This window comes from Anaerotignum sp., from assembly GCF_030625865.1.
Classification (GTDB): domain Bacteria; phylum Bacillota; class Clostridia; order Lachnospirales; family Anaerotignaceae; genus Chakrabartyella.
Genome location: NZ_DAOUQB010000034.1, coordinates 1 through 24,215, shown reverse-complemented (window position 1 = coordinate 24,215; position 24,215 = coordinate 1). Strand labels below are relative to the sequence as shown.

Here is a 24,215-nt window from a genome sequence, read left to right as displayed (position 1 = left end):
TATAATGTAGTAAAATTGGATTTGGATACGGCTTATTCCAAGCGTATGGTTTATCTTGCTTATATGGTAAATCGATATTTACCCCCTGCTGTTGAAAAATTTAAAGATTTTATTATTCAAATTACCCAGAAATAATGTTTTTGTGGAAAAGAAAACCACGCGTTAGACGCGTGGTTCAAAAAAGCCTACGGCGATGAGGCGAAAAAGGAACTCCCTTCGTTATAATAGAATTTGTAGTCCGCAAACTGCAAAGAATAAAATAACGAAGGGAGTTTTAATATGGGTCTTAACGACATAAATAGTTTATCCCATTCAAAGTGGAATTGAAAATATCACATAGTTTTTGCACCTAAATATAGGAGAAAAATATTCTATTATAAAAAAAGAGAAGCAATAGGGAAGATTTTGAGAACGCTATGTGAGTGGAAGGGGGTGAAGATTTTGAAAGCAGAAGTATGCCCAGACCATATACATATGCTATTAGAGATACCGCCAAAGATTGCAATATCAAGTTTTATGGGGTATCTAAAAGGAAAAAGCAGTACGATGATGTATGAACAATTTGGGGAATTAAAATATAAATACAGGATTAGAGAGTTTTGGTGTAAGGGCTATTATGTAGATACTGCGGGAAAGAATGCAGAACGAATAGCAGAGTATATAACCAATCAACTAAAAGAAGATGAATTAGGCGAACAATTGTGTATACCAGAAGTAAGCCCTTTTAAGGGTCGCAAGTAACAGCTTGCAGTTGGCAGACTCAAATTATCGTGGCTCCTCCTGTTCCAGAAGTTTTCAACTTCTCATGACTATTATACTTCAAAATCCACATTTGTAGCTGGGTAGTTGATTTTATTCCATATGATTTACAAATACCATACTGAGAATCTTTGCCTGCAAGAAAAGCTTCCACAGCCTGAACCTTTAATTCTTTAGAATAACGTTTGTTTCTTTTTCGCAAAAAAGCATCGTTACCTAAAGATTCATAGTTTTTTATCCACATATGAATGGATGCCGGAGCTAATCCAGTAATTTTAGCTATATGCCCCTGAGACATATTTCCAATTAAATATTGATGGCAATAATAAGCTTTATCTTCTGGTGTAATTTTAGGCATAGAAAATGCTCCTTCCTAAATACACAAGTTGGAGCTGTCAATAAAAAGTAGACACAAAGTTACGCTGATTTTATGAATTTAATTCTTCAAATTGGGTGGGAGAAAGATACCCAAGAGCAGAATGAATTCGCTTGGTGTTATAGTACAATTCAATGTATTTAAAAATTTCATTTTGAGCTTGTTCAGGATTATCATACTTTGAGTCTTGAATAAGCTCTCTTTTTATTGTTCTATAAAAAGATTCCATTACAGCATTATCATAAGGATTACCTTTTCTACTATTACTATGGATAGCCCCATATTTGGATAGTAAGGCTCTAAATCTTCCTCCTGTAAATTGTGAACTTCTGTATGTACAATTAAGCCTGGCACAGGACGTTCCTTGCCATAAGCCTGCAAAAAAGCATTAATAACCAAAGTATCCTTCATTTTCCTGTTCATAGACCAACCAACAATTTTCCTGGAATAAATATCAAGGAAAACCGCTAAATACAATGTGCCTTTCCTTGTTGGTATGTATGTAATATCTCCAACCCATATCTTATTTTTACGATCTGTGCAAAACATCTGATTTAATAGATTTGGGCGTTCTACTACATTTGATTTCTGATTATAGTGTTTATACCTGTAACGAGTTCCTTTTGGATATAACATTAATTTTCTCATGATTCTAGCAACACGTTTTCGGCTTATATGGATGCCTTTATCTTTTAATACTTTTGCTATTCTAATAGAACCATACCGGTTTTTGTTCTCTTCAAAAATCTGTTGAATTTCCTTGCTTAAAATTTCATTTTCAATATCGCGTTTAGAAGGTTTACGATTTAGATATTTATAATAACCAGCTCTTGATACATTTAGGGCTTTACAGGCCTTCTTGATATTATATTTGTTCTGATTTTCTTTCAAATATTGAAATCTTATCTGTTCTTTTGCTTCAAGAAGGCCTGGTATTTTTTTAAGAGATCAAGTTCCTTCTTTAATTCCAAGTTTTCTTGTTTAAGTTTTTTTATTTCATACTGATACGAATAAAGTGCGGTCCCATTCCTGGGAACGCACTTTCTCCATATTCTTCATATTCACTTATCCATCGGTATAGAGAATTGTAATGAATAGATAATGCTTTTGCTGCATCAGAAACAGACATATCATCTTCAATAACTAATTTTACAGCTGCAACTTTAAACTGTTTATCATAACTTCTTCTTATCAGTAGACCACCTTTCACTATTTTCTCTTAATATAGTGTCTACTTTATTATACCATGCCCAAGTTTTTATTATTTTACCTGTCTACCTAAGAGGGGGCATATCATAACAACCTGACTTAGTCTTTTTTAGATAGCGTTGTCTTGTTTTTCTTTTTTAATTTTTTCTTGCAAAATCCCCATCTTCCTATGGGCATAAAATGCCAGAAGGGCGATGCCTAGAAGAATGCTCCCCATGATGACCCGATAGGGAAGGGAGCCCGTTGGAAAGTCTACTGCATAGGTATAGGCGAAATACAGTTCACAAAGAAAAAGTAATGTTCGATGGAACCTAAATTTGTTGTATAACGAAGTAAGCTGTATGAGTCTTTTGTTTGAAATATCCATAGGGTCTCCTTTTCTGAGGATAAGTTATGGGACCTGTGTTTCGGCCAAAAACATTTTTACACCTTTTGGTGTGCGTTTTTTGGTTGCCACAAAAAAAACGAGTGCATCTAGTATGATACTGGTATAAATATGGGATTCGGCACCGAAAACAGAAGTAGGGGAAGATTCAATGGTACTGGCTAGTGCGTAATCTGCGTGTTTTTTTAAGGGGCTTGTGATAATATCTGTAACAGCTAAGGTGGAAACCCCTTTTTTTCGTGCCAATTCAAATGCCCTAACAACATTTTTAGAGCCGCCGCTGTGAGATACGCCCATGACGATATCTCCATATCGTGCTAAGTCAATGTTAGCAAGTTCCAGTTCATCAGAAATAGAGGTTGTGGTAGCAACCCCGATTCGTCCCAAACGGAAACAAAATTCCAGGACGGAAGGAATCGTGTTTCCGGAGGCAATGACATGAACGGTGTTTGCAGATGCAATCAAGTTTATACATTTCCAGAAGACTTTTTCATCAACCACACTGCCGATGTGTAACATATTTTGTGCGGTTGCTTGAAAAAAGTCATTCAAATTACTAAGAGGAGCAGTGCTAGGATATTGTTGTTCCTTCTCTAAGCTGTGAATTAACATAACTTTAAGTTGATAAAAGCCTTTGTAGCCTAACTTTTTACTCATTCGTACCACAGTGGCCTCGCTTGTATGACTTTCTTTTGCGATTCCCACAACATTTAAGGATTGGATTTTTTCCAAATTTTCCAGTAAAAATGTGGCTACTTTTTTTTCTGAAGAAGAAAGACTGTCTATATTTAGTTTGATATTTTCATATGCGGAGTCTACTAAATGCATTTCTCTCTCCTTTCGTGTATTTATAATAATGCAGTAAAGGGATTCTCAATTTCCATAACTTCAATGGAAGGATTTTCTGAAATTAAGTTTTCAATTTCTTCTCTTTTGCAATTGCCTTCCATAGGGCCTCTTTTTGATACTGCTAAGGCACCGGCAGCATTGCCATATTTGCTGGCAAATTTAATATCATGGCCTTCACAAATTAAGGCTAAAAAAGTACCGTCAAAGCAATCACCTGCGCCGGTAGGATCTACTTCGATGGTGGGAAAGGTATCTACTTTAAATGCTTCGGTTCTAGTATAGACTTCTGTTCCTCTGGATCCATCTTTAATTACAATTATTCTATCCTTTTTTTGCAATAATTTCAAAAGGTTTTTTTGGTATTCTCCAAATAATTTTACAAGCTCGCTTTTTCCTGTCAAAAGATAATCACAAGACTCTAAGATTTCATTAAAATAGTCGGAGGTTTCCCCTGTTAAAAGTTCCGGGCGAATATTAGGATCAAAGCTGATTTTTACATTATATTTTTTTGCAGTTTTGATGGTTTTCATAATTGCGCTGCACATGGAAGGGCTTCCCGTTACTGAACAACCCATAATATGAAGTATTTTAGAGTTTTTTATGATTGATTCATCAATATCATCCGGCCCAAGTTCCCCACAGGCAGCATGTTTAAAATGAAAAATAAATTTACGGCTGCCATCGCTTAAGTATGTTACAAAGGCGTTGCCGGTTGTATTCTCTGCTGTTTCTATGATGTTCGAGATATCAACACCCGAAGATTGTAACCTTTTTTTGTTGAGCAAACCAAAATCATCCGCACCTACCTTTGCAATGATGGTTGTTTTTACACCCATTTTTGCAGCCTGATCAATGGCGATGGCTGGTGCACCGCTGGGAAAAGGGCCTAAAAGAGTGCCGCCGGGTTCAAAAAAATCTTGATCTTTTTTTTCGGCAAGTATTTCTGCTAAAATTTCACCAACAGTTATAATATCATACATATGCATGCCTCCAGGAAATAATGTAAAAATATACAATAATAATGAATAAAAATTCATGATATTTGGATTTCTTAGACTTAGTATAATATATAAAAAATTGTAGGTCAATATCTTAAATTTAAATATTTTTTTATTTTTGGATTCAAAAAAATCTTAAGTTGCTTTACTTAGATAACGTACCCGTTTTGAAAAAAATTTCTGTTTTTCAAAGGAAATAAATATTATTTTGTAAATGGCAAAAAAAAAACGATGAAAAAACACAATGGTGTGAAAAAAATTTCAAATATTACTCTTATTGTGCTAATTTACTTAAAAAGAAAACACGAAATTGTAAGAGTATACAAAACTGTTCAACATGCTGAAAAATTGTTGACTTTTTTTCTATAAATTGCTATTATTCACTTATATCCGAGGTGTATGATTGCGAAGGGGAATTTTGCATAAAATTCGGATAAATATTCAATGTGAAAAAGGAGAGAGGTTTATGAAGAAATTTTTAAGTGTATTACTTTGTGCAACAATGGTACTTGGTTTGTCTGCTTGTGGTAGTTCAAAACCTGCCACTGAGGGTGAAGCTGACGCTGACAACGGCGCTGCGGAAGAACAATTGACATTAGGTTTTATCGTAGGTTCCAGAGAACACGTTTTCTACAATCTGATTGAAGACGGTATCAAGAATGCATCCGAAGAATTAGGGTTTAAAGCCATTATTTTAGACGGCGAATTAGACAGTAACGTTACGTCTGATCATATCAACAACTTGGTAGCACAGGGCGTAGATGCGATTGCACTTTCTTGTAACGACCCCGGCGGCACAACACCTGCTATGGAAGCTGCAGACAAAGAAAACATTCCTGTATTTACATTTGACTGTACAAGTGAAGTAACAGATGTTGTAAAATGCTTTGTTGGTACAGACAACGTTGAAGGTGGCAGACTTGGTGGACAGGAAACAGTAAGACTTGCTGAGGCTGGTCAAACAGTTGGTATCATTAACTTTGATGAACCTCAATCTTGCATCGATCGTCGTACCGGTTGGGAAGAAGTTGTAAACGCTTCTGACAAAGGTTTAGACATTATTGATATTGGTAACTACGAAGGCGATGCTGCAAAAGCAGAACAGTTGATGTCTGATGCATTGTCTGCACATAATAATGACATTTCCGTTGTATTTGCTGTTGGTGATCCCGCTGCAACTGGTGCTTTGGCAGCAATCAAAGCAGCTGGTGCAAATACAAAAATCATCGGTTTTGATGGTAACCCTGAAGCAAAAGCTGCTATCTTAGATGCAGAAAACGGTAAATATTGGGTTTCCGAAATTTCTCAGAATCCAATGGAAATTGGCAAACAAATCTCTCAAAACATGATGGACTACTTGAAAAATGGTTCTGTTGCTGAAGAAAAAGTTATGATTGCTCCTTACATCATCACAGAAGAAAATGCAGCTCAGTAATATAAGTAATAATTGAAGTGATGGCTTTAAGATGAGTTGAAACAACTCATCTTAAAGTTTATTATAAGCAAATTTTAAGTAAGGAAGGAAGATACAATGAATCCGTGTTTGCAAGTGAAAAATATTTCAAAAAGATTTCTAGGTGTCAAAGCCCTTACAGACGTGTCTTTGGATTTTTACTCAGGGGAGATGCATTGTCTTTTGGGGGAAAACGGCGCAGGAAAATCCACATTGATTAAAATCATTTCAGGTGTATATGATGCTACCGAAGGGGAGATTGTTTACAATAACCAAACGGTGCGCTTTCAAAATCCACGTCAAGCATTGGATGCAGGCATTTCTGTGATCCATCAAGAGCTGAGTATCGCAAACGATTTAACAGTAGCGGAAAATATCTTCTTAGGTGCAGAACAAAGGCAGGACTTTAAAATCCTTTTGGATAGAAAACGAATGAATAAAGAAGCGCAAGATATCTTGGACTTCATGAAGGTTGATATTAAAGCGACTCAAATCGCAAGGGAATTAACAGCAGCTCAGCAGCAGATGGTGGAAATTGCTAAGGTTATGACAAAAAAAGCAAAAGTAGTTATTATGGATGAACCTACATCCTCATTGTCAGGGCATGAGATTAAAGCATTGTTTGAGCAAATTAATATTTTAAAGAAACAAAATGTGGCTATTATTTATATTACCCATCGTCTCAAGGAAATGTTTGAGATGGGGGAAAAGGTCTCGGTTTTACGAGACGGTTGTATGGTGGATACGTTCCAAATTGCAGATGTAACGGAAAAAGAACTGGTTGCCAGCATGGTTGGGCGTGAAATCAAAGATTATTACAATAGACAAGAGCATGTAGCAAAGGAGGAATTGCTGCGTGTTGAAGGGCTTACAGGTAAAAAAGGGAAATTTAAGAATATCAATTTTACAGCGTATGCCGGGGAAATCCTTGGTTTTGCAGGGTTGGTTGGCGCTGGACGTACAGAGGTAATGGAGGCTATTTTTGGGGCGAGAGAATATAGCAAGGGAAAAATTTACGTTTCCGGTAAGGAAGTTACCTTTAAAAGTCCCGCTGAAGCAATCAATGCCCATATTGGATTTGTTACTGAGGATCGGCGTCGTACAGGCTTAATGCTAAATGCAATGATAAAAAATAATATTGTTTTACCCAGTCTAACAAAAAATTGTAAGAAATTTGGCTTTTTAGATTTTAAATGGGAAAAAGACGTAAGTAAAGATTATGTGGATAAGCTTAAGGTAAGGACTCCGGGAATTAACACGGTGATTGCCAACCTTTCCGGAGGAAATCAACAGAAAGTAATTCTGGCAAAATGGTTACTGGCAGATTCAAAAATTTTAATTTTGGATGAACCTACAAGAGGGATTGACGTAAATGCGAAATCGGAGTTTTATGCATTGATGAATGCCTTTGTGGCAAATGGAGGATGTATTATTATGGTATCTTCTGAGCTACCAGAAATTTTAGGTAACAGTGACCGGATTATTGTTATGAGAGAAGGCGAAATCGCAGGGGAATTACATTATAAAGAAGCAACAGAACAAAATGTAATTGAACTTGCAAGCTTAAATAGTAAAAATACTTAAGAATAGTTATTGAGAGGTATATGATATGGAGAAATTGAAAGCATGGCTAAAGAAAAATATGGTTATTGTGTTTTTAATCGGTTTGTGTATTGGGTTTGGTGTGACAACAGACACATTTTTCACAACAAAAAATGTTATGAACTTAACCTCACAAATGGCTATTAATGCACTTTTGGCCACCGGCCTTACATATGTAATCATTCTTGGCGGAATTGACATTTCCGTTGGTTCAGTGGCAGCGCTTGCAGGGGTGTTTTCTGCAATGGTAGGGTTGATGTTCCCTGAAATGTCTGTATTTATGTCCATTTTAATCCTTGTTTTTTCTGCATTATTTATAGGTACTATTTGCGGGTTTTTTAATGGAATTATGGTTACAAAGTTTAATGTGGTTCCCATGATTACAACGTTGGCTACGATGACGATTGCCAGAGGCGTAACTTATATCATCACAGGCGGGACTGCTGTATTTGGGTTGCCATCTCAATTTTCTTGGCTGGGTGCAGGCCGTTTTTTAACTTCGGAATCACATCCCAATGGGATTATTCCTATTATCACGATATTTACTGTTATCGTTGTAGCTTTGATGCACATTTTACTGGCAAAGACTGTATTTGGTCGACATGTATATGCAACAGGCTCCAATATGCAGGTAGCCCACTTAAGTGGGATTAATACAAGCAAGGTAATTCTGCAATCTCATATATTATGTTCTATTATGGCGGCTTTAGGCGGTGTACTGGTTGCATCTAAGTTGCAAAATGGACAGCCCGGTGCGTGTGAAGGTTACGAAATGTATGCCATTGCTTCAACAGTTTTAGGTGGTACCAGCCTTGCCGGTGGCAGTGGTTCTGTTGCTCGTGCAATGTTTGGTGTTGCTATTATTGCGGTTATCAATAATGGTATGAATCTGTTAACGATCTCTTCTTATTGGCAAAAAGTTGTAATTGGCAGCATTATTTTATTGGCGGTTATCTTTGATATGTCACAAAAGAAAAAGGCATAAGGCTTGGAAAAAGGTGCATGATGAAATATTATTTGATTTTGGACATTGGAGGAACAAAAACATCGGGTGCATTGTTTACGGAAGAGGGAAAAATTGTAGATGACTATGTTCATGTAGCACCCTCAAAGACATTTTTGGGGGAGGAAGCCGTATATCAAAACACCAAAGACGTATTGTTACATATTATAAAGCATTTTTCTCTTGAAAAAGAGGATATTTTAGGGATAGGTGTGGGAAGCCCCGGACCTTTAGATGCAGAAAAAGGCATTATTGTTCACGCCCCTTTAATGGGATGGCACGATTTTCCAATTGTAGAGCGGCTGGAGGCAGACTTTCAGACAAAAGTCATGTTGGATAATGATGGGAACCTAGGTGCACTTGCCGAGGTGCGGATGGGTGTTGCAAAGGGTTTGAAAAATATAATTTATATGACAGTGAGCACAGGCTGTGGCGGCGGTATTGTTGTAAATGGTGAAGTATACCGTGGCAGTTCTTGCGGTGCAGGGGAAGTAGGGCACATGTCGATTATGCCTGAAGGTTTAAAATGTCCTTGCGGCAGCGTGGGGTGTTTTGAATTATATGCCTCAGGTACTGCCATAAATAATCGCCTTTTGGAAGATATGCAAAAAGGGATCCAAAGTAAAGTCTTTGATTTGGCAGAGCATAAAACGGAAAATTTAAACGGTAAGGTGTTAAGTCAAGCGGCAGAATTGGGTGATCCATATGCACTTGAAGTTTATTGTAAAGAAGGGTATTATCTAGGGATAGGAATTGCCAACCAATTTAACTTTTTTAACCCTCAAACTATTATTTTAGGCGGAGGGGTAACAAAGGCTAAGAAATTTTTCCATGAAACATTGATGGAGACGTTAAAAAAACGGTGTATTCAACCAATCGATGACAGTTCTGTAAGGTATTCGGTGATGAATGACAGCGTGGTACTTTATGGTGCTTATTGCTTGATTAAAGAATATACAGATAAAAAATAGTGAGATAGGAGTGTTTAAAGTGGGAGATGTGAAAATGAGCGGTTTAGTAACTTTAAAAGAAATTTTAGAGAATACAAGAAAAGAAGGATATGCAGTAGGTGGTTTTAACTTCAACGGTTATGAAGATGCACAAGGAATTATTAATGGCGCAGCAGAAAAAAATTCACCTGTGATATTAATGGCATCTATGGGTGCTTGTAAGTATATTGGTTTGCATCAAACAGTGGGAATGATCAAAGGGATGGCGGCATCCGTAGATATTCCTGTTTGTTTGCATTTAGACCATGCAACGGATATGGACTTTATTAAAGATGCTATCAAAGCAGGATTTTCCTCTGTTATGATTGATGCATCCGCAGAAGATTATGAAACAAATATTAGAAAGTCTAAGGAAATCGTTGACTTTGCCAAGGATTATCATTGTTCCGTAGAAGCTGAGCTTGGTAAAGTAGGCGGAAAAGAAGAAAATATTGTGGTTTCGGATGCAAAAGCAACGTTTACACAGCCTTCTGATGTTCCTCGTTTTGTGGAGGAAACAGGGATTGACGCTTTGGCCATTGCTTTTGGTTCCGTACATGGGTTTTACAAAAGCGAGCCGAAATTGGATTTTGAAAGACTGGGAGAAATTGCAGAAATTACGGATTGCCCCTTGGTATTGCACGGTGGTACCGGAATTCCCGTGGAAGACTTTAAAAAGTGCGTGAAGACTGGTATTAGCAAAATCAATGTAGGTACAGAATTTAAAAAGACATTTACAGATGCAATCAGAAAAATGTGTAATGAACTTCCGGAAAAAGAGGTTGACCCTAGAAAATATATGGGTCCTGTAAAAGATGCTTGTGCAGAAGTAGTAAAAGGAAAAATAGATGTGTTCGGCAGTGCAAATAAGGCTTGATAAGAGGGAATACCAATGAATATAGCTGTGATTACCAGCGGCGGGGATTCATCGGGAATGAATCCTTGCCTTGCTCAAATTGTAAAATATGCGACGGAACAGGGGCATGTGGTTTACGGATACAAACGTGGTTTTTTGGGTATTCGTGATAATGATTATGTGATACTTCATCCCTGTGATGTACAAGACTGGCATAAAAAGGGAGGAACGGAACTTCGTACCGGGAGATTCCCCCAACTGAAAGAAAAAGAAAATCAGGAACATTTAATTGCCCAGCTATCAAAAAACAATATAGATGCTTTCATTGTTTTGGGCGGTGATGGAAGTTTTAAGGGAGCCAGAACTTTAAGTGGACTAAATCCACAGATGAACATTGTTGGAGTTCCTTGTACCATTGATAATAATATATATGGTAGCGATTATACCTTAGGATACGATACCGCATTAAACAAACAAGTAGACTATCTGGATGGCATTAGCGATACGGGTATGGCATTGCCGGGCAGGGTTTTTTTTGTGGAAACTTTAGGTGCATGGGACGGGTATTTGACCCATAGCTCTGTATTGATGGGTATGGCAGACTTTAGTGTTCTGGTGGAAAAGCCTATGACCAATGAAGAAATTGCTCGGGAAGTTCAAAGAATCCGTAATAGTGGGGACAAGGACTATATCGTTGTGATGTTTGCAGAAGGTGATAGTGAAAATACTATTACAAGGATGGTAGATGCGGCAAATTATGTAAAGAAAAACCTGGGGCTGAATGTAAAATGTAACCTTGTAGGATTTCAGCAACGAGGCGGTGTACCTACTGCTACAGACCGCTTAAGAGCAGCTGGTTTTGCAAAATATGCGGTAGATGCTGTGACAAAGAAAATTCAAAATGTGTATGTGGTTTACACAGACGGGAAATATCAGTATTTGGATATTGAACATGCATTCAAAAGAAAGATATTTGACGAGTTCGAGATTAAATAACAAAGGTTTGGTGTGCTATGGAAAATATGTTGAAACAAATGTTGAAAAACGAGGGTGTTACTAAAGGGATTGCTTCTTATTGTACTGCAAATGCCTTGGTGATTGAGGCTTTGCTGTTGCGGGCAAAGGAAACCCAGAGTCCTGTTCTGATTGAGGCCACCGCCAATCAGGTCAATCAATTTGGCGGATATACAGGAATGACGCCCAAAGATTTTGCTGATTTTGTCTATCGTATTGCGGATCAAATGGGTTGTGGGAGAAATCTGATTATTTTAGGTGGGGATCATTTGGGTCCCCTTACCTTTAAGGATTTTTCAGAGGAAGAAGCTATGGAGAAAGCAAAAGTATTGGTCAGAGAGTATGTAAAAGCAGGATTTACAAAAATCCATTTGGATACCAGTATGAAGCTAGGCAGTGATGCCAAGGAACAACCCCTCAGCACCAAAACCATTGCCGAAAGAGGTGCGGTGTTGTATCAAGTTTGTATGGAAACTTTCATGCAGATGAGGGGAGATGAAAGGCAAAAGCCTGTTTTCGTTATAGGGAGCGAGGTGCCCATACCTGGTGGGGCAACAGAAGCAGAAGACGGCATTTCCGTTACCAAAGTAGCAGATTTTGTAGATACGGTAGAAACATACCGAAGGGTTTTTGAGGAGCATGGACTTTTTGATGCATGGGAAAATATCATCGCAGTGGTGGTGCAGCCCGGCGTGGAGTACGGTGATTCACAGGTGTTTTATTATAACCGTGTAGAAGCGAAAAGCTTGTGTGATACCTTAAAGAAGTACCCAATTCTGGTATTTGAAGGTCACTCCACAGACTACCAAACTAAAGAAAAGTTAAAAGAAATGGTGGAAGATGGAATTGCCATTTTAAAGGTGGGGCCTGCTTTAACTTTCCGTTTAAGAGAAGCACTGTTTTTGCTAAGCTGGATGGAAAAAGAATTGGTTCCAAAAGAAAAACAAGCATGTTTTATTGAAGTGTTGGAAGAAGTTATGTTGGAAGACCCAGGTAATTGGATTAACCACTACCATGGAAGTGAAGAAGAATTGGCGATTGCCAGAAAGTACAGCTATTCTGACCGTTGTAGGTACTATTTGTCCAATTCTCGTGTGCAAGAGGCAATTCATACGCTATTCCGAAACTTTGACCAAATAGAAATTCCCCTTAACTTGTTACATCAATATATGCCCAACCAGTACGAAAAGGTAGTGAGAGGCGAAGTTAGAAATCATGCAAAGCAATTGGTTTTTGATGCTGTGTTAGAGATCGCGGCTTCCTACGAGTATGCTATAAAGAATTAAAATGTATATTAAATTACTTAAAACGGATGTTGTCATGTTTCAAGGCAGCATCTGTTTTTTTATTTCAGTTTTACTAAATTAATAATAAAACTATTTCTTTTAATCTATAAGATGGTTGAGAAGAAACAACGGTTCTGAAAAAAATTGTGTTTCTCTATATGAAGGAGAAAAGTTAAGTAAGTGTTGGCAAGAAATATATTTTTTCTGCTAAAAAGGTTTTGAAAGAACAAGAAAGTATTTACGAAATGCTTTAGAATGTTGGAGAATGGAGAATATGCGGACTTTAATTGAAGTTATATGGTTTAGGTTGTATAATGAATAACAATTAGTTGGATAAATATAACATTTTGAAAAGAAGTATGTTCTAAGCTTAAATTTTTGTCTATAACTGGGAGGTGTACTGTGCTTAATAATTTAAAAAAAGAACTGATGGAGCTGTCGGAGAAGATGGAACATCAATGCAAGATAAATTCAATGCTGACGAGTTTGGAAAATGAGAAGTATGGGCTTTCACAGAAGGAACATGAACTACGGGGGATACTTACCAAAGAAGATGCTGATGTGCAACGGTTAGAAAAAACGACGGCTACCTCTGTTTTTTATTCTATACTGGGGAAGAGAGAGGAACAATTGGAAAAGGAACAGCAGGAGGCTTATGCTGCCCAGCTTAAATATGATGCGGTTGTTCGCCAATTGGATGATTGTTGTCAACGTATGGAATCGCTTCATGCTGAAGAGCAGAAACTGGAGGGATGTGAACAGCAATACAATCAAGTGTTTGACGAAATACAGAAGCTATTACATAACGATCCCCACTATGGAGAAAAACTTTGTGCATTGGAACGTCAGCTTGGAGAAGTAACGAATCAAATTTGTGAAGTGTCAGACGCTGAGGAGGCTGGGGAGGCCTGCATGAGGCAGATCAGTGATATTGAGAATAGTCTTAGTAGTGCAGAAGACTGGGGTACCTGGGATCTTCTCGGTGGAGGAGTCCTTTCGGGTATGGCAAAGCATTCCCACCTGGATGAAGCGCAGGTTAAGGCGGAGCATTTGCAGACATTACTTAGCCGTTTTCGCACAGAGTTGGCTGACGTTAAGATTAACGCCCAAATGGAACAAGCCAATATCGACGGCTTTCTTCGCTTTGCTGATTACTTCTTTGATGGACTGATTTCAGACTGGACTGTCCTCTCTCGTATCCATGATAGTCAAAAGAGTGTATCCCAGGTTGAAGACCAGGTTTCATCAGCACTGTCGCGACTGGAATCCATCAAAAAAATGCGAGAAAATGAGAAAATAATGCTGGAAAAACAAATTGAAGATCTGGTTTATAATGCATAAGAGATATGAATGGCAATCTTCAAAGTTGTTGTTAAACTTGGGTGGATGACGCCGAAAGATGGAAGCGTGATCAATTTTGGTGATACGATTTGTTTTTTTTAATTATAACTTTAGTATGAAAAGCCTGCCTTGCAGGTTTTAACAACCGCCCGCTTTGCGGGTGAGATTAAAGCTTAGGCAAAAGCATCATCCTTGCTGTAAAATAAAGGTGTTCAAGCCAATAAATTTTACAGAAGAAAGGATGATGCTTTATGGCAAACAGTTTAGCACACACAAATTGGGTATGCAAGTATCACATAGTTTTCCACACCGAAATTTAGACGGAAGATAATATATTACGATTTACGGGAAGATATACAGAAAATAATAAAGGATTTATGTAAGTGGAAAGGCGTAGAAATTTTAGAAGGACATATGATGCCAGATCCTGTTCATTTGCTAGTAGAGATACCACCCAAAATGAGTGTATCTCAGTTTATGGGATATTTGAAGGGCAAAAGCGCTATGATGATTTTCAATAGACATGCAAATTTAAAATATAAATTTGGAAATAGCAATTTCTTGGCAACGGGCTATTATGTCAGTACAGTTGGATTAAATACAGCAACAATTCAAAAATATATAAGGGAACAAGAAAAGCAAGATCAAATAGAAGATAAGTTAAACACAAAAGAATATGAAGACCCTTTTAAGGGTAGGAAATAATCATACCATCAGGGCTTGAACGAAGTGAAGGCCAGCGTCATTAAGGCGTAGTTTTGATTTATAAAATAAAAATACGGATACATTTAGTATTGGCTATTAAGAATGATTCAAAATGAAAAAACGATAACCACAAAATTGTAATTATCGTTAAAAACTTTTTTTCATTAAAGGTGATAAGCTTGGTATTTTTTTGCAAAGCAAAAGCCAATTGTTCCTGGACCTGTATGGGAAGCTACTGTTGCACCAATTTGGAAGGGTGAAATGAATTCCATCTCTGGAAAAACTTTTTTCAGTTCCGCTTCAAATTCAGGAACTTCTTCCCAGTCATTGGTTGTACCAATCTGAGCTAAATAATCCTTTGGATTTTCACCTGTTGCTTTAAAGTGTTCTTTTGAAATTTCCACTAATTTAGCAAGACCTTTTTTTCTGCTTCTTACAGCACCACCAACATTAATCTCGCCACCTTTTAGTATAATAAGAGGCTTGATTTTTAATATGCTTCCGGACAGAGCAGCAAGTTTGCCAATTCTTCCGCCTACTTCCAAATGGTTTAAAGCGCCGACCATAAAGTGAATTCTGGCATCTATCTTTGCCTGTTCAACATATTCTAAAACTTCATCTATTGTTTTGCCAGCACGTTTCATTCTGGCCATTTCAACCAGTATTAAGGCAAGGGAACCCGTAATATTCCATGAATTTACCACATAAATTTTTGCGTTTGGAAATTCTTCCTCCAGCATCATTTTTGCCGTTGTAGCAGATTGAATTGAACTGCTAAGAGATGGGGTGACTGTGGTACAAATAATATCTTTACCTTCCTGTAGTGCAGGACGAAATGCATCTATAAAATCTTGGACAGACGGCAATGAGGTTTTGGGATAACCATTTTGCTCTATCATAAATTTATAATATTTATCTAAAGAAATTTCTTCGATTTCTTTGAAGTATTTTTCGTGATCCAAAGAAATATAAAAGGGGATTAGGGAAATGTTAAGTTCTTTTTCCAGTTCCTTCCCAATATCGCAAGCGCCATCGCTGAAAATTTGATAGTCTGTCATAGTTTCCTCCTCCAGTGTAATACTAAGTCATACATAATATAGCAAAAATACCATCCAAATGCAATAGCAAAAACACATAACGTGGTTTAAATAACTATGTATTGTGTGATGTTTGCCTTTTGGATGAAAATTAAGATATGATTTTACAAAGGATCAGTTAAAAATGGCAAGATGCTACAATATTCGGCATTATATGGCAAAGATAAAACTAATTATAAAATTGATTGTAAAATTTAAAGAAATTGTTAGGAAATTTTAAAGACAAAAAGAGAATTTTGTTTTATTATAATAAAGTCCTAAATATGGCATAAGAATCTTCTTTTTCGGGAAAAATTAGGAAAAAGGAGGGAATTATTATGTTTCAAACAGGACAAAAAATTATATATCCATTACATGGGGCTGGGTATATTGAGGATATTGTGGGAACGGATCATGGTGAATATTATATTATTCGTATCCCAACAGGTAACGTAAGAATCCGTATTCCCAGGATGGGAGCAGAAAGATCGGGAATCCGTATGCCGGAAGAAAGGATGACAATGGAAGAAACCTTGATTCGGGTTGGAAAAAGCAACCCTGTGTTATCTAATAATTGGAATCAAAGGTATAAGGATAACATTGGAAGGCTAAGAACAGGCAAGTTAGAGCAGTCAGCTGAAGTTATAAAGCAGCTTCATGAACAAGAAAAAAAGAAAAAGCTATCTTCAGTGGAATGCAGATTGTTGGGTATGGCAAGACAAATTGTTTTGAGCGAAATTATTTCTGTTTATGAAATAAATAGCGAAAAAGCCGAAGAATTGCTTGCAAAATGGTTGGAAAATTGATAGAATTTTAATATGGTAAAGTATGGGTAGTTTACCCTTTTGCCAATTATATGGGAAGGAGGTGGAAACATGAAGAGACTTGTTGAAATAATTATGAGTTTAATCGTTATGGCGGCGACTTATGCGCTTATGCATATTTTATTTATATCTAACTTATTTCAATGGCATATAACCTTACCTGTTTATGTACCTACTGGGTTAGCAGTATTTACCGGACTTATATTTTATCTTATCTTATCTTCGCCTTTAACGGAAATGATGTTAAGAAGACTTTCTCAAACTGAGGAAAAATTAACAAAAATGAATGTAAAGGAATTAGCTTTAACTGTTCTTGGCGGTGTGATTGGTTTGATTATTGCAAACTTAATTGGCGTTGCTTTTAGCGGTTTTGGAGCAATTGGTACTTTTATTGTGGTCTTACTCAATATCTTATTTGGTTTTTTGGGTATTCGGGTAGCGAGAAAAAAGAAGGATGAGTTTAATTTAAGGAACATACAGAAAGCCTTAATTCCTGCTTTGACACCGCAAGAAAAAGAATCTGTTTACGGACGACCGAAGATCTTAGATACAAGTGTAATTATTGATGGTAGAATCCTGGATTTACTGCAAACCGGATTTATTGAAGGCAAAATTATTATTCCAAATTTTGTTTTGGAAGAATTAAGACACATTGCAGACTCTGCTGATGGATTAAAGCGTAACCGTGGACGTCGTGGCCTGGATATTCTTAATGAGATTCAAAAACAACTGGCAGTTCCTGTTGAGATCAAAGAATTTACAACAAAGCAAACCATGGAAGTAGATTCCATGTTGCTTAAAATGGCTGAGAGCATGGATGCCTTTGTAGTAACGAATGATTATAATTTAAATAAAGTTGCTGAATTTCAAGGTGTTCGGGTTTTGAATATCAATGAGTTATCAAATGCAATTAAGCCAGTGGTATTGCCGGGGGAAGAAATGCAGGTAACTATTATTAAGGCCGGAAAAGAAGCTGGACAAGGGATTGCTTATTTAAATGATGGCACAATGATTGTTGTAGACGGTGGCAATAGGTTCATCGGTGAAACGAAAAATGTTATTGTAACTAGTGTATTGCAAACTGCGGCCGGTCGTATGATTTTTACGAAAATGACAGCAGCTGCTTCGTAAGTGAAATTGATGAAAGCCCCAAAGCAATTATACCCTTTTGCGAAGGGTTGCTAGGGGCTTTTGTTTTTAAAAAGAGAGGTGATGCATGGAGATGGATTCTATTGTTTCAGCAATTATTGTAGCTGCCGGATGCGGAAAACGCATGGGAGGTCAAACCAAAAAACAATTCTTATTGCTTGATGGAAAAGAAGTATTAGCCCATACAGTAGACCGATTTGAGCATCATTCTAAGATACAAGACATCATATTAGTAACAGGAGAAGATAATTTAGAAGATGTAAAAGCTATGGTGAAAACCTATGGCTGGAAAAAAGTGTTTTCTGTAATTGCTGGGGGAAAAGAGCGGCAGGATTCTGTAAAGCGTGGTTTAAAAGTGCTTTCTGAAAAAACCGAAATTGTTTTGATTCATGATGGAGTACGACCCTTTGTAACGCAAGATATGATAGAGCGATCTATCGATGCAGCTCAAAAATGCGGTGGCAGTGTCCTTGGGGTGGCAGCAAAAGATACTATAAAAATTTGCGATGAAGCTGGTATGGTGATGGAAACGCCGAAACGCAGCACCCTTTGGCATATTCAAACGCCACAAGCCTTCCGCAAGGAGCTAATACTGAATGCTTATGATAAGGCAGAATCGGCAGGTTTTTTGGGCACAGATGATGCTTCAGTCGCAGAATTTGCAGGCGAGAAAATTAAAGTCATACCCGGGAGCTATCAGAATATTAAAATTACCACCAAGGAGGATTTATGGGTGGCCACCTGTTTTTTGGAGGAGGGGAAGAAATGAAGGGGGTAACTATATATACGGACGGTGCTTGCTCGGGAAATCCCGGTAAGGGAGGATATGGTGTTGTAATGCTGTATGGCTCCGCACGGAAGGAATTGTCCGGAGGCTTTTATAAAACAACCAACAATCGGATGGAAGTTTTAGCTGTAATTAAAGGTCTTGAGGCGCTAAAAGAGCCATGCGATGTTAAACTTTACAGTGATTCAAAATATGTTGTGGATGCCATAGAAAAAGGATGGGCAATAAAATGGCGTAGTAATGGCTGGATGCGCAACAATAAAGAAAAAGCTTCTAATGTAGATTTGTGGGAACGTTTGCTGGAATTGCTGGAAATTCACAAAGTTGTATTTATTTGGGTAAAAGGACATGCTGACAACCCGGAAAATGAGCGATGTGACCAATTGGCAAGGGGGGCAATACAGAAAAATACGTTAGAAAATGACGAAAAATATGAAACTATGTAAATGATAACAGTGATTTCGTAAGAAATTTGCGTTGACACTTTATGAAATATATGGTAGTATTGACTTGTAACAGTTCTTTATTTATCTATGTAGGAGGATTTATTCAATGAAAAAAGGTACAGTAAAATGGTTCAACGCAGAAAAAGGTTTCGGTTTTATCTCCGTTCCTGGTGAAGATGATGTATTTGTACATTTCTCTGCAATTCAGGTGGATGGCTACAAGACTCTTGAAGAAGGTCAGGAAGTTGAGTTTGAAGTTGTTCAGGGCGCAAAAGGCCCTCAGGCTGCTAATGTAACACGTGCTTAATCGATTTTGATTCTGTATTGAAAATGCTAAGGCATTGATAATATAAATTATTTTTTGGTTATGCAAGGGACGACGCTTCATATCGTTGGACACAGAAAGGAAGTTTAGCTTCCTTATAAAAGGCATAGGATTTTATCCTGTGCCTTTTAATATGCAAAAAACATTTGTTTTTCAATAAATCCATTAACATATGATTGGGAATGTAGCATTTATAATTCATCACTGGTTAATTTTAAATAGTCCAAAAAGAAGTAAATTGATAAAAATGTATCCACGAGCTTGCCGTTTTTCATATTGTCTAATCTAAAATTGTAGAAAGTAGATTTCTCTTTGGAATATAAGGTTGAAGGCGAATGCCATTGTTTTTTTGTTATAATAAAAAATCAAGAGACTTTTTTATTGTCACTATACTTTTGATGGTTAGAGAACTTGTGCTGTGGCTAATACATGCTTTAAATGCCATAACGCCAAAACTCATTTTCAAACACGAAATAGGGTTTGAAACGAAAGAATAACTGGAATTTTTAGGTGTTTTGTAGTATAATATTGCGCGAAAAACATTAATTTGCTCTAAAATAACATGTTTTGAAATTAATATGTAAATCGTGAAATGGAAAATAACAATTCTATTTTGAGTAGAACGTTTCTCACAACGATACATGTAATAAAAATTTTAACAGTGATTTTCATAATAATTGTAGTTTAAAGCCCACTGTTTGTTGAATACCAATCGTTTTAATTTTAAAATCTTAAGGAGGCAAACGTGAAAAAACATATTTTGCTCATCAGTAATTTAATTATTATCTTTTCTTTAATGGCAGGGTTTATTGGTGTTGTGTATAAACAAACAAGATCATATCAAAGCTTGACTGAGAAGTATTTGGAAAATATCGTCAGTTTGGCGGATACAGATATTTCCAAACATATTGAAAATTCAATGACAAAGCCTGTAATGGTTTCCAAAACAATGGCTAATGATGAGTTCCTTAAAAAATGGTTCCTTAAAGAAAAGGAAAACCAAAATAATGAATTATATATGCAACAGTTATACAGCTATTTAAACGCATATAAAGAGAAATATGGATATACAACTGTGTTTTGTGTTTCCAATCAGACAGGAAATTACTATTATCAAGATGGTTTGAATAAAACGATTTCAATAAATAATGAGCATGATGTATGGTATTATTATTTCATTGAATCTGGACATGAGTATGAACTGCAAATTGATACAAATGAGGTAAGTAATAATATAATTACAGCTTTTATTAACGTTCGTATGGAGAGTGACGATGGCGAACTCCTTGGTGTAATCGGAGTGGGGCTTGAAGTTTCTGATATTGAAAGCATTATCCGTTCCTATGAAGATAATTATGATTTGTCAGCTTACATAATTAATGTTGGAGGATCCCAAAACTCGTTTAGCGATGGTACGGATGTATTTATAAAAAAGGAGGAACTTTCTAAACGTACCGGAGTTGAGGAGAAAATTATAATGGATTACTCTTGTGAACCAAAAATGCAGTGGTTTACGTCAAATAATGCACGGAAATGTATTATTACAAAATATGATGATACCCTTGGGTGGTATTTGATCTTAGAAAAGGATATGAACTCAATCAGTTCTTCCTTTCAAGCGGGAATTATGGATAATGTAATATTTATGCTAATTTCACTTATGATTTGTATTATTGTTACCACAGCTGTTTTTTTTAATTTCAATCGTCGTATTATTGAGGTGGAAAATATTGATGAATTGACAGGGTTGCCGAATAGAAAATTATTTTCTAAAATGTACAATTCTTTTTTGAAGAAGCATCAAGAGAAGAAAAAGTCGTTTTTTATGTTTGATATTGATCATTTTAAAGAAATTAACGATAACCACGGACACCTTTTTGGGAATGCAATTCTTGCCATGGTAGGAGAAAGCCTGCAAAGTGCAATGAATGGACGTGGAATTGCTGCTCGCTGGGGTGGAGATGAATTTGTCGGCGTACTGGAGGGAACCCCAGAGGAGGTTGAAAGTATTCTTAAGGAATTTATGGACACATTGAGAAATGAAGGAAAAGAAAGTTGTTACCGTGTAACAGTTAGTGCAGGAATTGCTGAGATTAACAAGATTCTTAGTCCGGAGCAGATTATACTAAAAGTTGACGAGGCCGTATATTTTTCTAAGCAAAATGGAAGAAATCAGGTTACAATTTGCAAGAAAGACGAATTTTCTAACTAAAAAATAAATAAAGTTATAATCACATTATTACAGGGAACATGATTTACACAGGACCTATTAATTATGATTTGATAACATATTGCGTTTATGCCAATAAATGATTTGAGCATAAACGCAATATGTTGTTAGTTCAGAAGAATTTTTAAAAATAAATGTATAAATCCTTTTCTTTACAGATTTTTTTCAATTAAGCTGCATAAGAGGTAAACACTTTCTTGAATATATTGGCATTTTTTTAGTTTGAATTTTAGTTACTTGAAAAGAGAGTAGTATACTTGGAATTACCGGATGTACCGCCAATGTAGCACACTTTATAATAATGTATATTTCATCATCAAGTTTTTTGCATTGGTAGTTGCATAAAAATTCACTTCGATTTTATTGCGACTTTATTTGTCAGACATTTTGCATATATTTTTTGTAGTAATTCTCCTTTTTTTTCCTTTAATAGACAAATATCTGTAATGGTTAATCCATGTGTTTTCTTCCATTGCACAAAAATATTTATAACAGAATTTTAATTTTCGTAGAAATGTTCTCTTGAATGGGCTCAGGGTATGTTGTATACTTTGTTGAGGGTTAGAGCTTTTCTGAAAACTTTATTTTTAATTTTTGTCTAATAATTTTTTAAATTCAAAATAAGCTTTATGTTGCAAAATGTCAAACTGCTTAATTCTGAAATTTTATGCAAAACTTATTTAAAGTCAGTTTTCAGAAACGCTTTATTGTTTGTGTAAAAGGAGGGATTATTTTGTGGGAAAAAATGAAAGCCCACATTAGCAGTGGTGAAGGTGTACTTATCGTATTTATAAAATGGGTATTGATTGGCTGCATCGTCGGGGCGATTGTTGGTGTCGTTGGCATTAGTTTTCACTGGCTATTGCATAAAGCAACCATGTTTAGAATGGGACATCCTATGATACAATGGTTTCTCCCTATTAGTGGTTTGGTAATCATTGGTTCATATCGAATTTTGGGCATGAAAAATGACCGAGGAACTAATTTTATCTTGGTCGCTGTTCGTCAAAATGAAGCAGTGTCGCTGAAAACAGCACCGCTGATTTTTTTTAGTACAATAATAACACATTTATTTGGTGGTTCAGCCGGTAGAGAAGGGGCAGCGTTGCAACTTGGAAGCAGTATTTCATCTTACTTAGGGCGAATTATTAAGCTTAACGAAAAGGATGAGCGAATTATTACGATGTGTGGTATGGCGGCAGGATTCTCGGCGCTTTTTGGCACACCGATTACTTCAGTTATTTTTTCTATGGAAGTTATTTCTGTCGGTATTATGCATTATTCGGCGATTGTTCCTGGCACAATTGCAGCTTTTGTAGCATCTACGTTAGCTCAAAGAATGGGAATATTACCAACATCGTATACATTATTTGGTGTTCCGGAGGTGTTAAGTCTGAGGGTTGCACTTTCGGTAGGAATACTTGGCATTACTTGTGCACTGGTAAGTATGCTTTTTTGTATCATAATGCATAACGTTTTCCGTTGCTATAACTTGTACATAAAGAACCAGTTTGTCCGGATATTCATTGGCGGGGCATTGATGCTTGGCTTGACATTACTTCTTGGATGTAACGACTACAATGGTGCAGGTATGGATATCATTCAAAAAGCGATTGAAGGAAATGCGAGACCTGAGGCCTTTTTGCTTAAAATTTTACTTACCGCAATTACTCTAGGCGCAGGGTATAAGGGTGGTGAAATTGTTCCTACCTTTTTTGTGGGTGCTACCCTTGGTTGTGTTTTAGGCCCTATATTGGGTATTTCTCCATCGTTCGCCGCAGGACTGGGGATGACGGCAGTTTTTTGTGGCGTGACCAATTGCCCAATTGCTTCAATTATTCTTTGTATTGAGTTATTTGGAGCAAAAGGTTTAGTATATTATGCCCTTTGTTGTGGAGTTAGCTATATGCTATCTGGATATTATGGTCTTTATAGTGAGCAGAAAATAATATATTCCAAAGTAAAACCTGAATTTATTGATAGAAGTGTAGTTTAAAGGTATGAAATGCGTGTATATACATTGTTTATGCGAATTTATATGCACGTGTGTTTTGTTTTAGCGCTATGGAGTCGCTATTTAGCGAATGTTTTTATGAGTGACATGAAGATTATTTTCAAAGAAAATAGATATAATTCACAAAAAAAACTTCAAATTGTTGAAAGTTTATGGTGAAATAACATCATTGTATTTTATGCACTTTAAGAGTATAATTTCAAATATAAAATTGTATATTAATATATTTATGAAGTATGAAATGGGAGGAAACGTGTTATGAAAAAATTTATAAAAAGCATTTTTGCTGCGACTATGGTAGTAGCGATGACAGCAGCATTGGCTGGCTGTGGTGGTGGTGATGTTGCAGAGAAGCCCGATGCGGAGCAAAATGCCGCAGGTGAGGAAAAGGAAACATTAATAATGGCGACAAATGCAGAATTCCCACCTTATGAGTTCCATGAAGGGCAAGGCATTGCAGGTATTGATGCAGAAATCGCTGCTGCAATTGCTGAAAAATTGGGTTATGACTTCAAAATTGAAGATATGGCATTTGATTC

At 36.6% G+C, this 24,215-nt stretch carries 21 protein-coding genes and 2 pseudogenes; 18 read left to right on the top strand and 5 right to left on the bottom strand.

Going from position 1 to position 24,215, the window contains the following annotated elements:
• Window positions 1–336 precede the first annotated feature (336 nt).
• Entirely contained in the window at window positions 337–741 is a 405-nt protein-coding gene (tnpA, locus tag P9Q65_RS10125) for an IS200/IS605 family transposase (protein WP_304509309.1), read from the top strand.
• Window positions 742–760: 19 nt separating this feature from the next.
• On the opposite strand, the gene P9Q65_RS10120 is transcribed toward tnpA (P9Q65_RS10125), so the two are convergent.
• The 4 genes and pseudogenes from P9Q65_RS10120 to P9Q65_RS10105 form a co-directional block, all read right to left on the bottom strand.
• Window positions 761–1,117, bottom strand: a complete 357-nt coding sequence (locus tag P9Q65_RS10120) for a hypothetical protein (RefSeq protein ID WP_304509307.1) — start codon at window positions 1,115–1,117, stop codon at window positions 761–763.
• Between the two features lie 70 nt (window positions 1,118–1,187).
• A pseudogene (locus P9Q65_RS10115) lies at window positions 1,188–2,330 on the bottom strand (IS3 family transposase).
• A gap of 405 nt (window positions 2,331–2,735) precedes the next feature.
• The gene (locus P9Q65_RS10110) at window positions 2,736–3,557 is read right to left on the bottom strand and encodes a MurR/RpiR family transcriptional regulator (protein WP_304509306.1); all 822 of its coding nucleotides are present in this window, start codon (window positions 3,555–3,557) and stop codon (window positions 2,736–2,738) included.
• A gap of 20 nt (window positions 3,558–3,577) precedes the next feature.
• Window positions 3,578–4,558: a sugar kinase gene (locus P9Q65_RS10105; RefSeq protein ID WP_304509305.1), complete on the bottom strand. Its 981-nt coding sequence runs from the start codon at window positions 4,556–4,558 to the stop codon at window positions 3,578–3,580.
• Window positions 4,559–5,042: 484 nt separating this feature from the next.
• Here P9Q65_RS10105 and P9Q65_RS10100 point away from each other — a divergent pair, with 484 nt between their 5' ends.
• From P9Q65_RS10100 to tnpA (P9Q65_RS10060), 9 genes and pseudogenes are all read left to right on the top strand, one after another.
• Window positions 5,043–6,011 carry a substrate-binding domain-containing protein gene (locus tag P9Q65_RS10100; RefSeq protein WP_304509304.1) on the top strand — a complete coding sequence of 323 codons (969 nt, stop codon included), beginning with the start codon at window positions 5,043–5,045 and terminating at the stop codon, window positions 6,009–6,011.
• A gap of 96 nt (window positions 6,012–6,107) precedes the next feature.
• On the top strand, window positions 6,108–7,613 hold the full coding sequence (locus P9Q65_RS10095; RefSeq protein ID WP_304509303.1) for a sugar ABC transporter ATP-binding protein: 1,506 nt from the start codon (window positions 6,108–6,110) through the stop codon (window positions 7,611–7,613).
• Between the two features lie 25 nt (window positions 7,614–7,638).
• Entirely contained in the window at window positions 7,639–8,616 is a 978-nt protein-coding gene (locus tag P9Q65_RS10090) for an ABC transporter permease (RefSeq protein WP_304509302.1), read from the top strand.
• Window positions 8,617–8,633: 17 nt separating this feature from the next.
• The gene (locus P9Q65_RS10085; protein WP_304509301.1) at window positions 8,634–9,605 is read left to right on the top strand and encodes an ROK family protein; all 972 of its coding nucleotides are present in this window, start codon (window positions 8,634–8,636) and stop codon (window positions 9,603–9,605) included.
• A gap of 34 nt (window positions 9,606–9,639) precedes the next feature.
• Window positions 9,640–10,500: a class II fructose-bisphosphate aldolase gene (locus tag P9Q65_RS10080; RefSeq protein WP_304509300.1), complete on the top strand. Its 861-nt coding sequence runs from the start codon at window positions 9,640–9,642 to the stop codon at window positions 10,498–10,500.
• A 15-nt stretch (window positions 10,501–10,515) separates the two neighbouring features.
• Window positions 10,516–11,475 carry a 6-phosphofructokinase gene (locus tag P9Q65_RS10075; RefSeq protein ID WP_304509299.1) on the top strand — a complete coding sequence of 320 codons (960 nt, stop codon included), beginning with the start codon at window positions 10,516–10,518 and terminating at the stop codon, window positions 11,473–11,475.
• 17 nt (window positions 11,476–11,492) lie between these two features.
• Window positions 11,493–12,779: a class II D-tagatose-bisphosphate aldolase, non-catalytic subunit gene (locus P9Q65_RS10070; protein ID WP_304509298.1), complete on the top strand. Its 1,287-nt coding sequence runs from the start codon at window positions 11,493–11,495 to the stop codon at window positions 12,777–12,779.
• Window positions 12,780–13,181: 402 nt separating this feature from the next.
• On the top strand, window positions 13,182–14,120 hold the full coding sequence (locus P9Q65_RS10065) for a hypothetical protein (protein ID WP_304509297.1): 939 nt from the start codon (window positions 13,182–13,184) through the stop codon (window positions 14,118–14,120).
• Window positions 14,121–14,371: 251 nt separating this feature from the next.
• A pseudogene (tnpA, locus tag P9Q65_RS10060) lies at window positions 14,372–14,825 on the top strand (IS200/IS605 family transposase).
• Window positions 14,826–14,989: 164 nt separating this feature from the next.
• Here tnpA (P9Q65_RS10060) and P9Q65_RS10055 read toward each other — a convergent pair.
• Window positions 14,990–15,883 carry a DegV family protein gene (locus P9Q65_RS10055; protein ID WP_304509296.1) on the bottom strand — a complete coding sequence of 298 codons (894 nt, stop codon included), beginning with the start codon at window positions 15,881–15,883 and terminating at the stop codon, window positions 14,990–14,992.
• 356 nt (window positions 15,884–16,239) lie between these two features.
• Between P9Q65_RS10055 and P9Q65_RS10050 the strand changes: the two genes are divergently transcribed.
• The 8 genes from P9Q65_RS10050 to P9Q65_RS10015 all read left to right on the top strand — a co-directional run.
• The gene (locus P9Q65_RS10050) at window positions 16,240–16,707 is read left to right on the top strand and encodes a CarD family transcriptional regulator (RefSeq protein WP_304509295.1); all 468 of its coding nucleotides are present in this window, start codon (window positions 16,240–16,242) and stop codon (window positions 16,705–16,707) included.
• Window positions 16,708–16,776: 69 nt separating this feature from the next.
• Window positions 16,777–17,856, top strand: coding sequence for a PIN/TRAM domain-containing protein (locus P9Q65_RS10045; RefSeq protein ID WP_304509294.1), 1,080 nt, complete (start codon window positions 16,777–16,779; stop codon window positions 17,854–17,856).
• Window positions 17,857–17,941: 85 nt separating this feature from the next.
• A complete protein-coding gene (gene ispD / locus P9Q65_RS10040) occupies window positions 17,942–18,643 on the top strand; it encodes a 2-C-methyl-D-erythritol 4-phosphate cytidylyltransferase (protein ID WP_304509293.1) in 702 nt (233 codons plus the stop codon).
• Window positions 18,640–19,107 (top strand): ribonuclease HI, encoded by a 468-nt coding sequence (gene rnhA, locus P9Q65_RS10035; protein WP_304509292.1) that lies wholly within the window; start codon window positions 18,640–18,642, stop codon window positions 19,105–19,107. The genes ispD and rnhA overlap by 4 nt, the downstream gene beginning before the upstream one ends.
• A 106-nt stretch (window positions 19,108–19,213) precedes the next feature.
• On the top strand, window positions 19,214–19,414 hold the full coding sequence (locus P9Q65_RS10030; protein WP_066086108.1) for a cold-shock protein: 201 nt from the start codon (window positions 19,214–19,216) through the stop codon (window positions 19,412–19,414).
• Window positions 19,415–20,177: 763 nt separating this feature from the next.
• Entirely contained in the window at window positions 20,178–21,644 is a 1,467-nt protein-coding gene (locus P9Q65_RS10025; protein ID WP_304509291.1) for a sensor domain-containing diguanylate cyclase, read from the top strand.
• Between the two features lie 751 nt (window positions 21,645–22,395).
• Complete coding sequence (locus P9Q65_RS10020) at window positions 22,396–23,658, top strand: chloride channel protein (RefSeq protein WP_330695347.1); 1,263 nt, start codon at window positions 22,396–22,398, stop codon at window positions 23,656–23,658.
• A gap of 276 nt (window positions 23,659–23,934) precedes the next feature.
• A partial coding sequence (locus tag P9Q65_RS10015; RefSeq protein WP_304509290.1) for a transporter substrate-binding domain-containing protein occupies window positions 23,935–24,215 on the top strand: 281 nt, incomplete at its 3' end.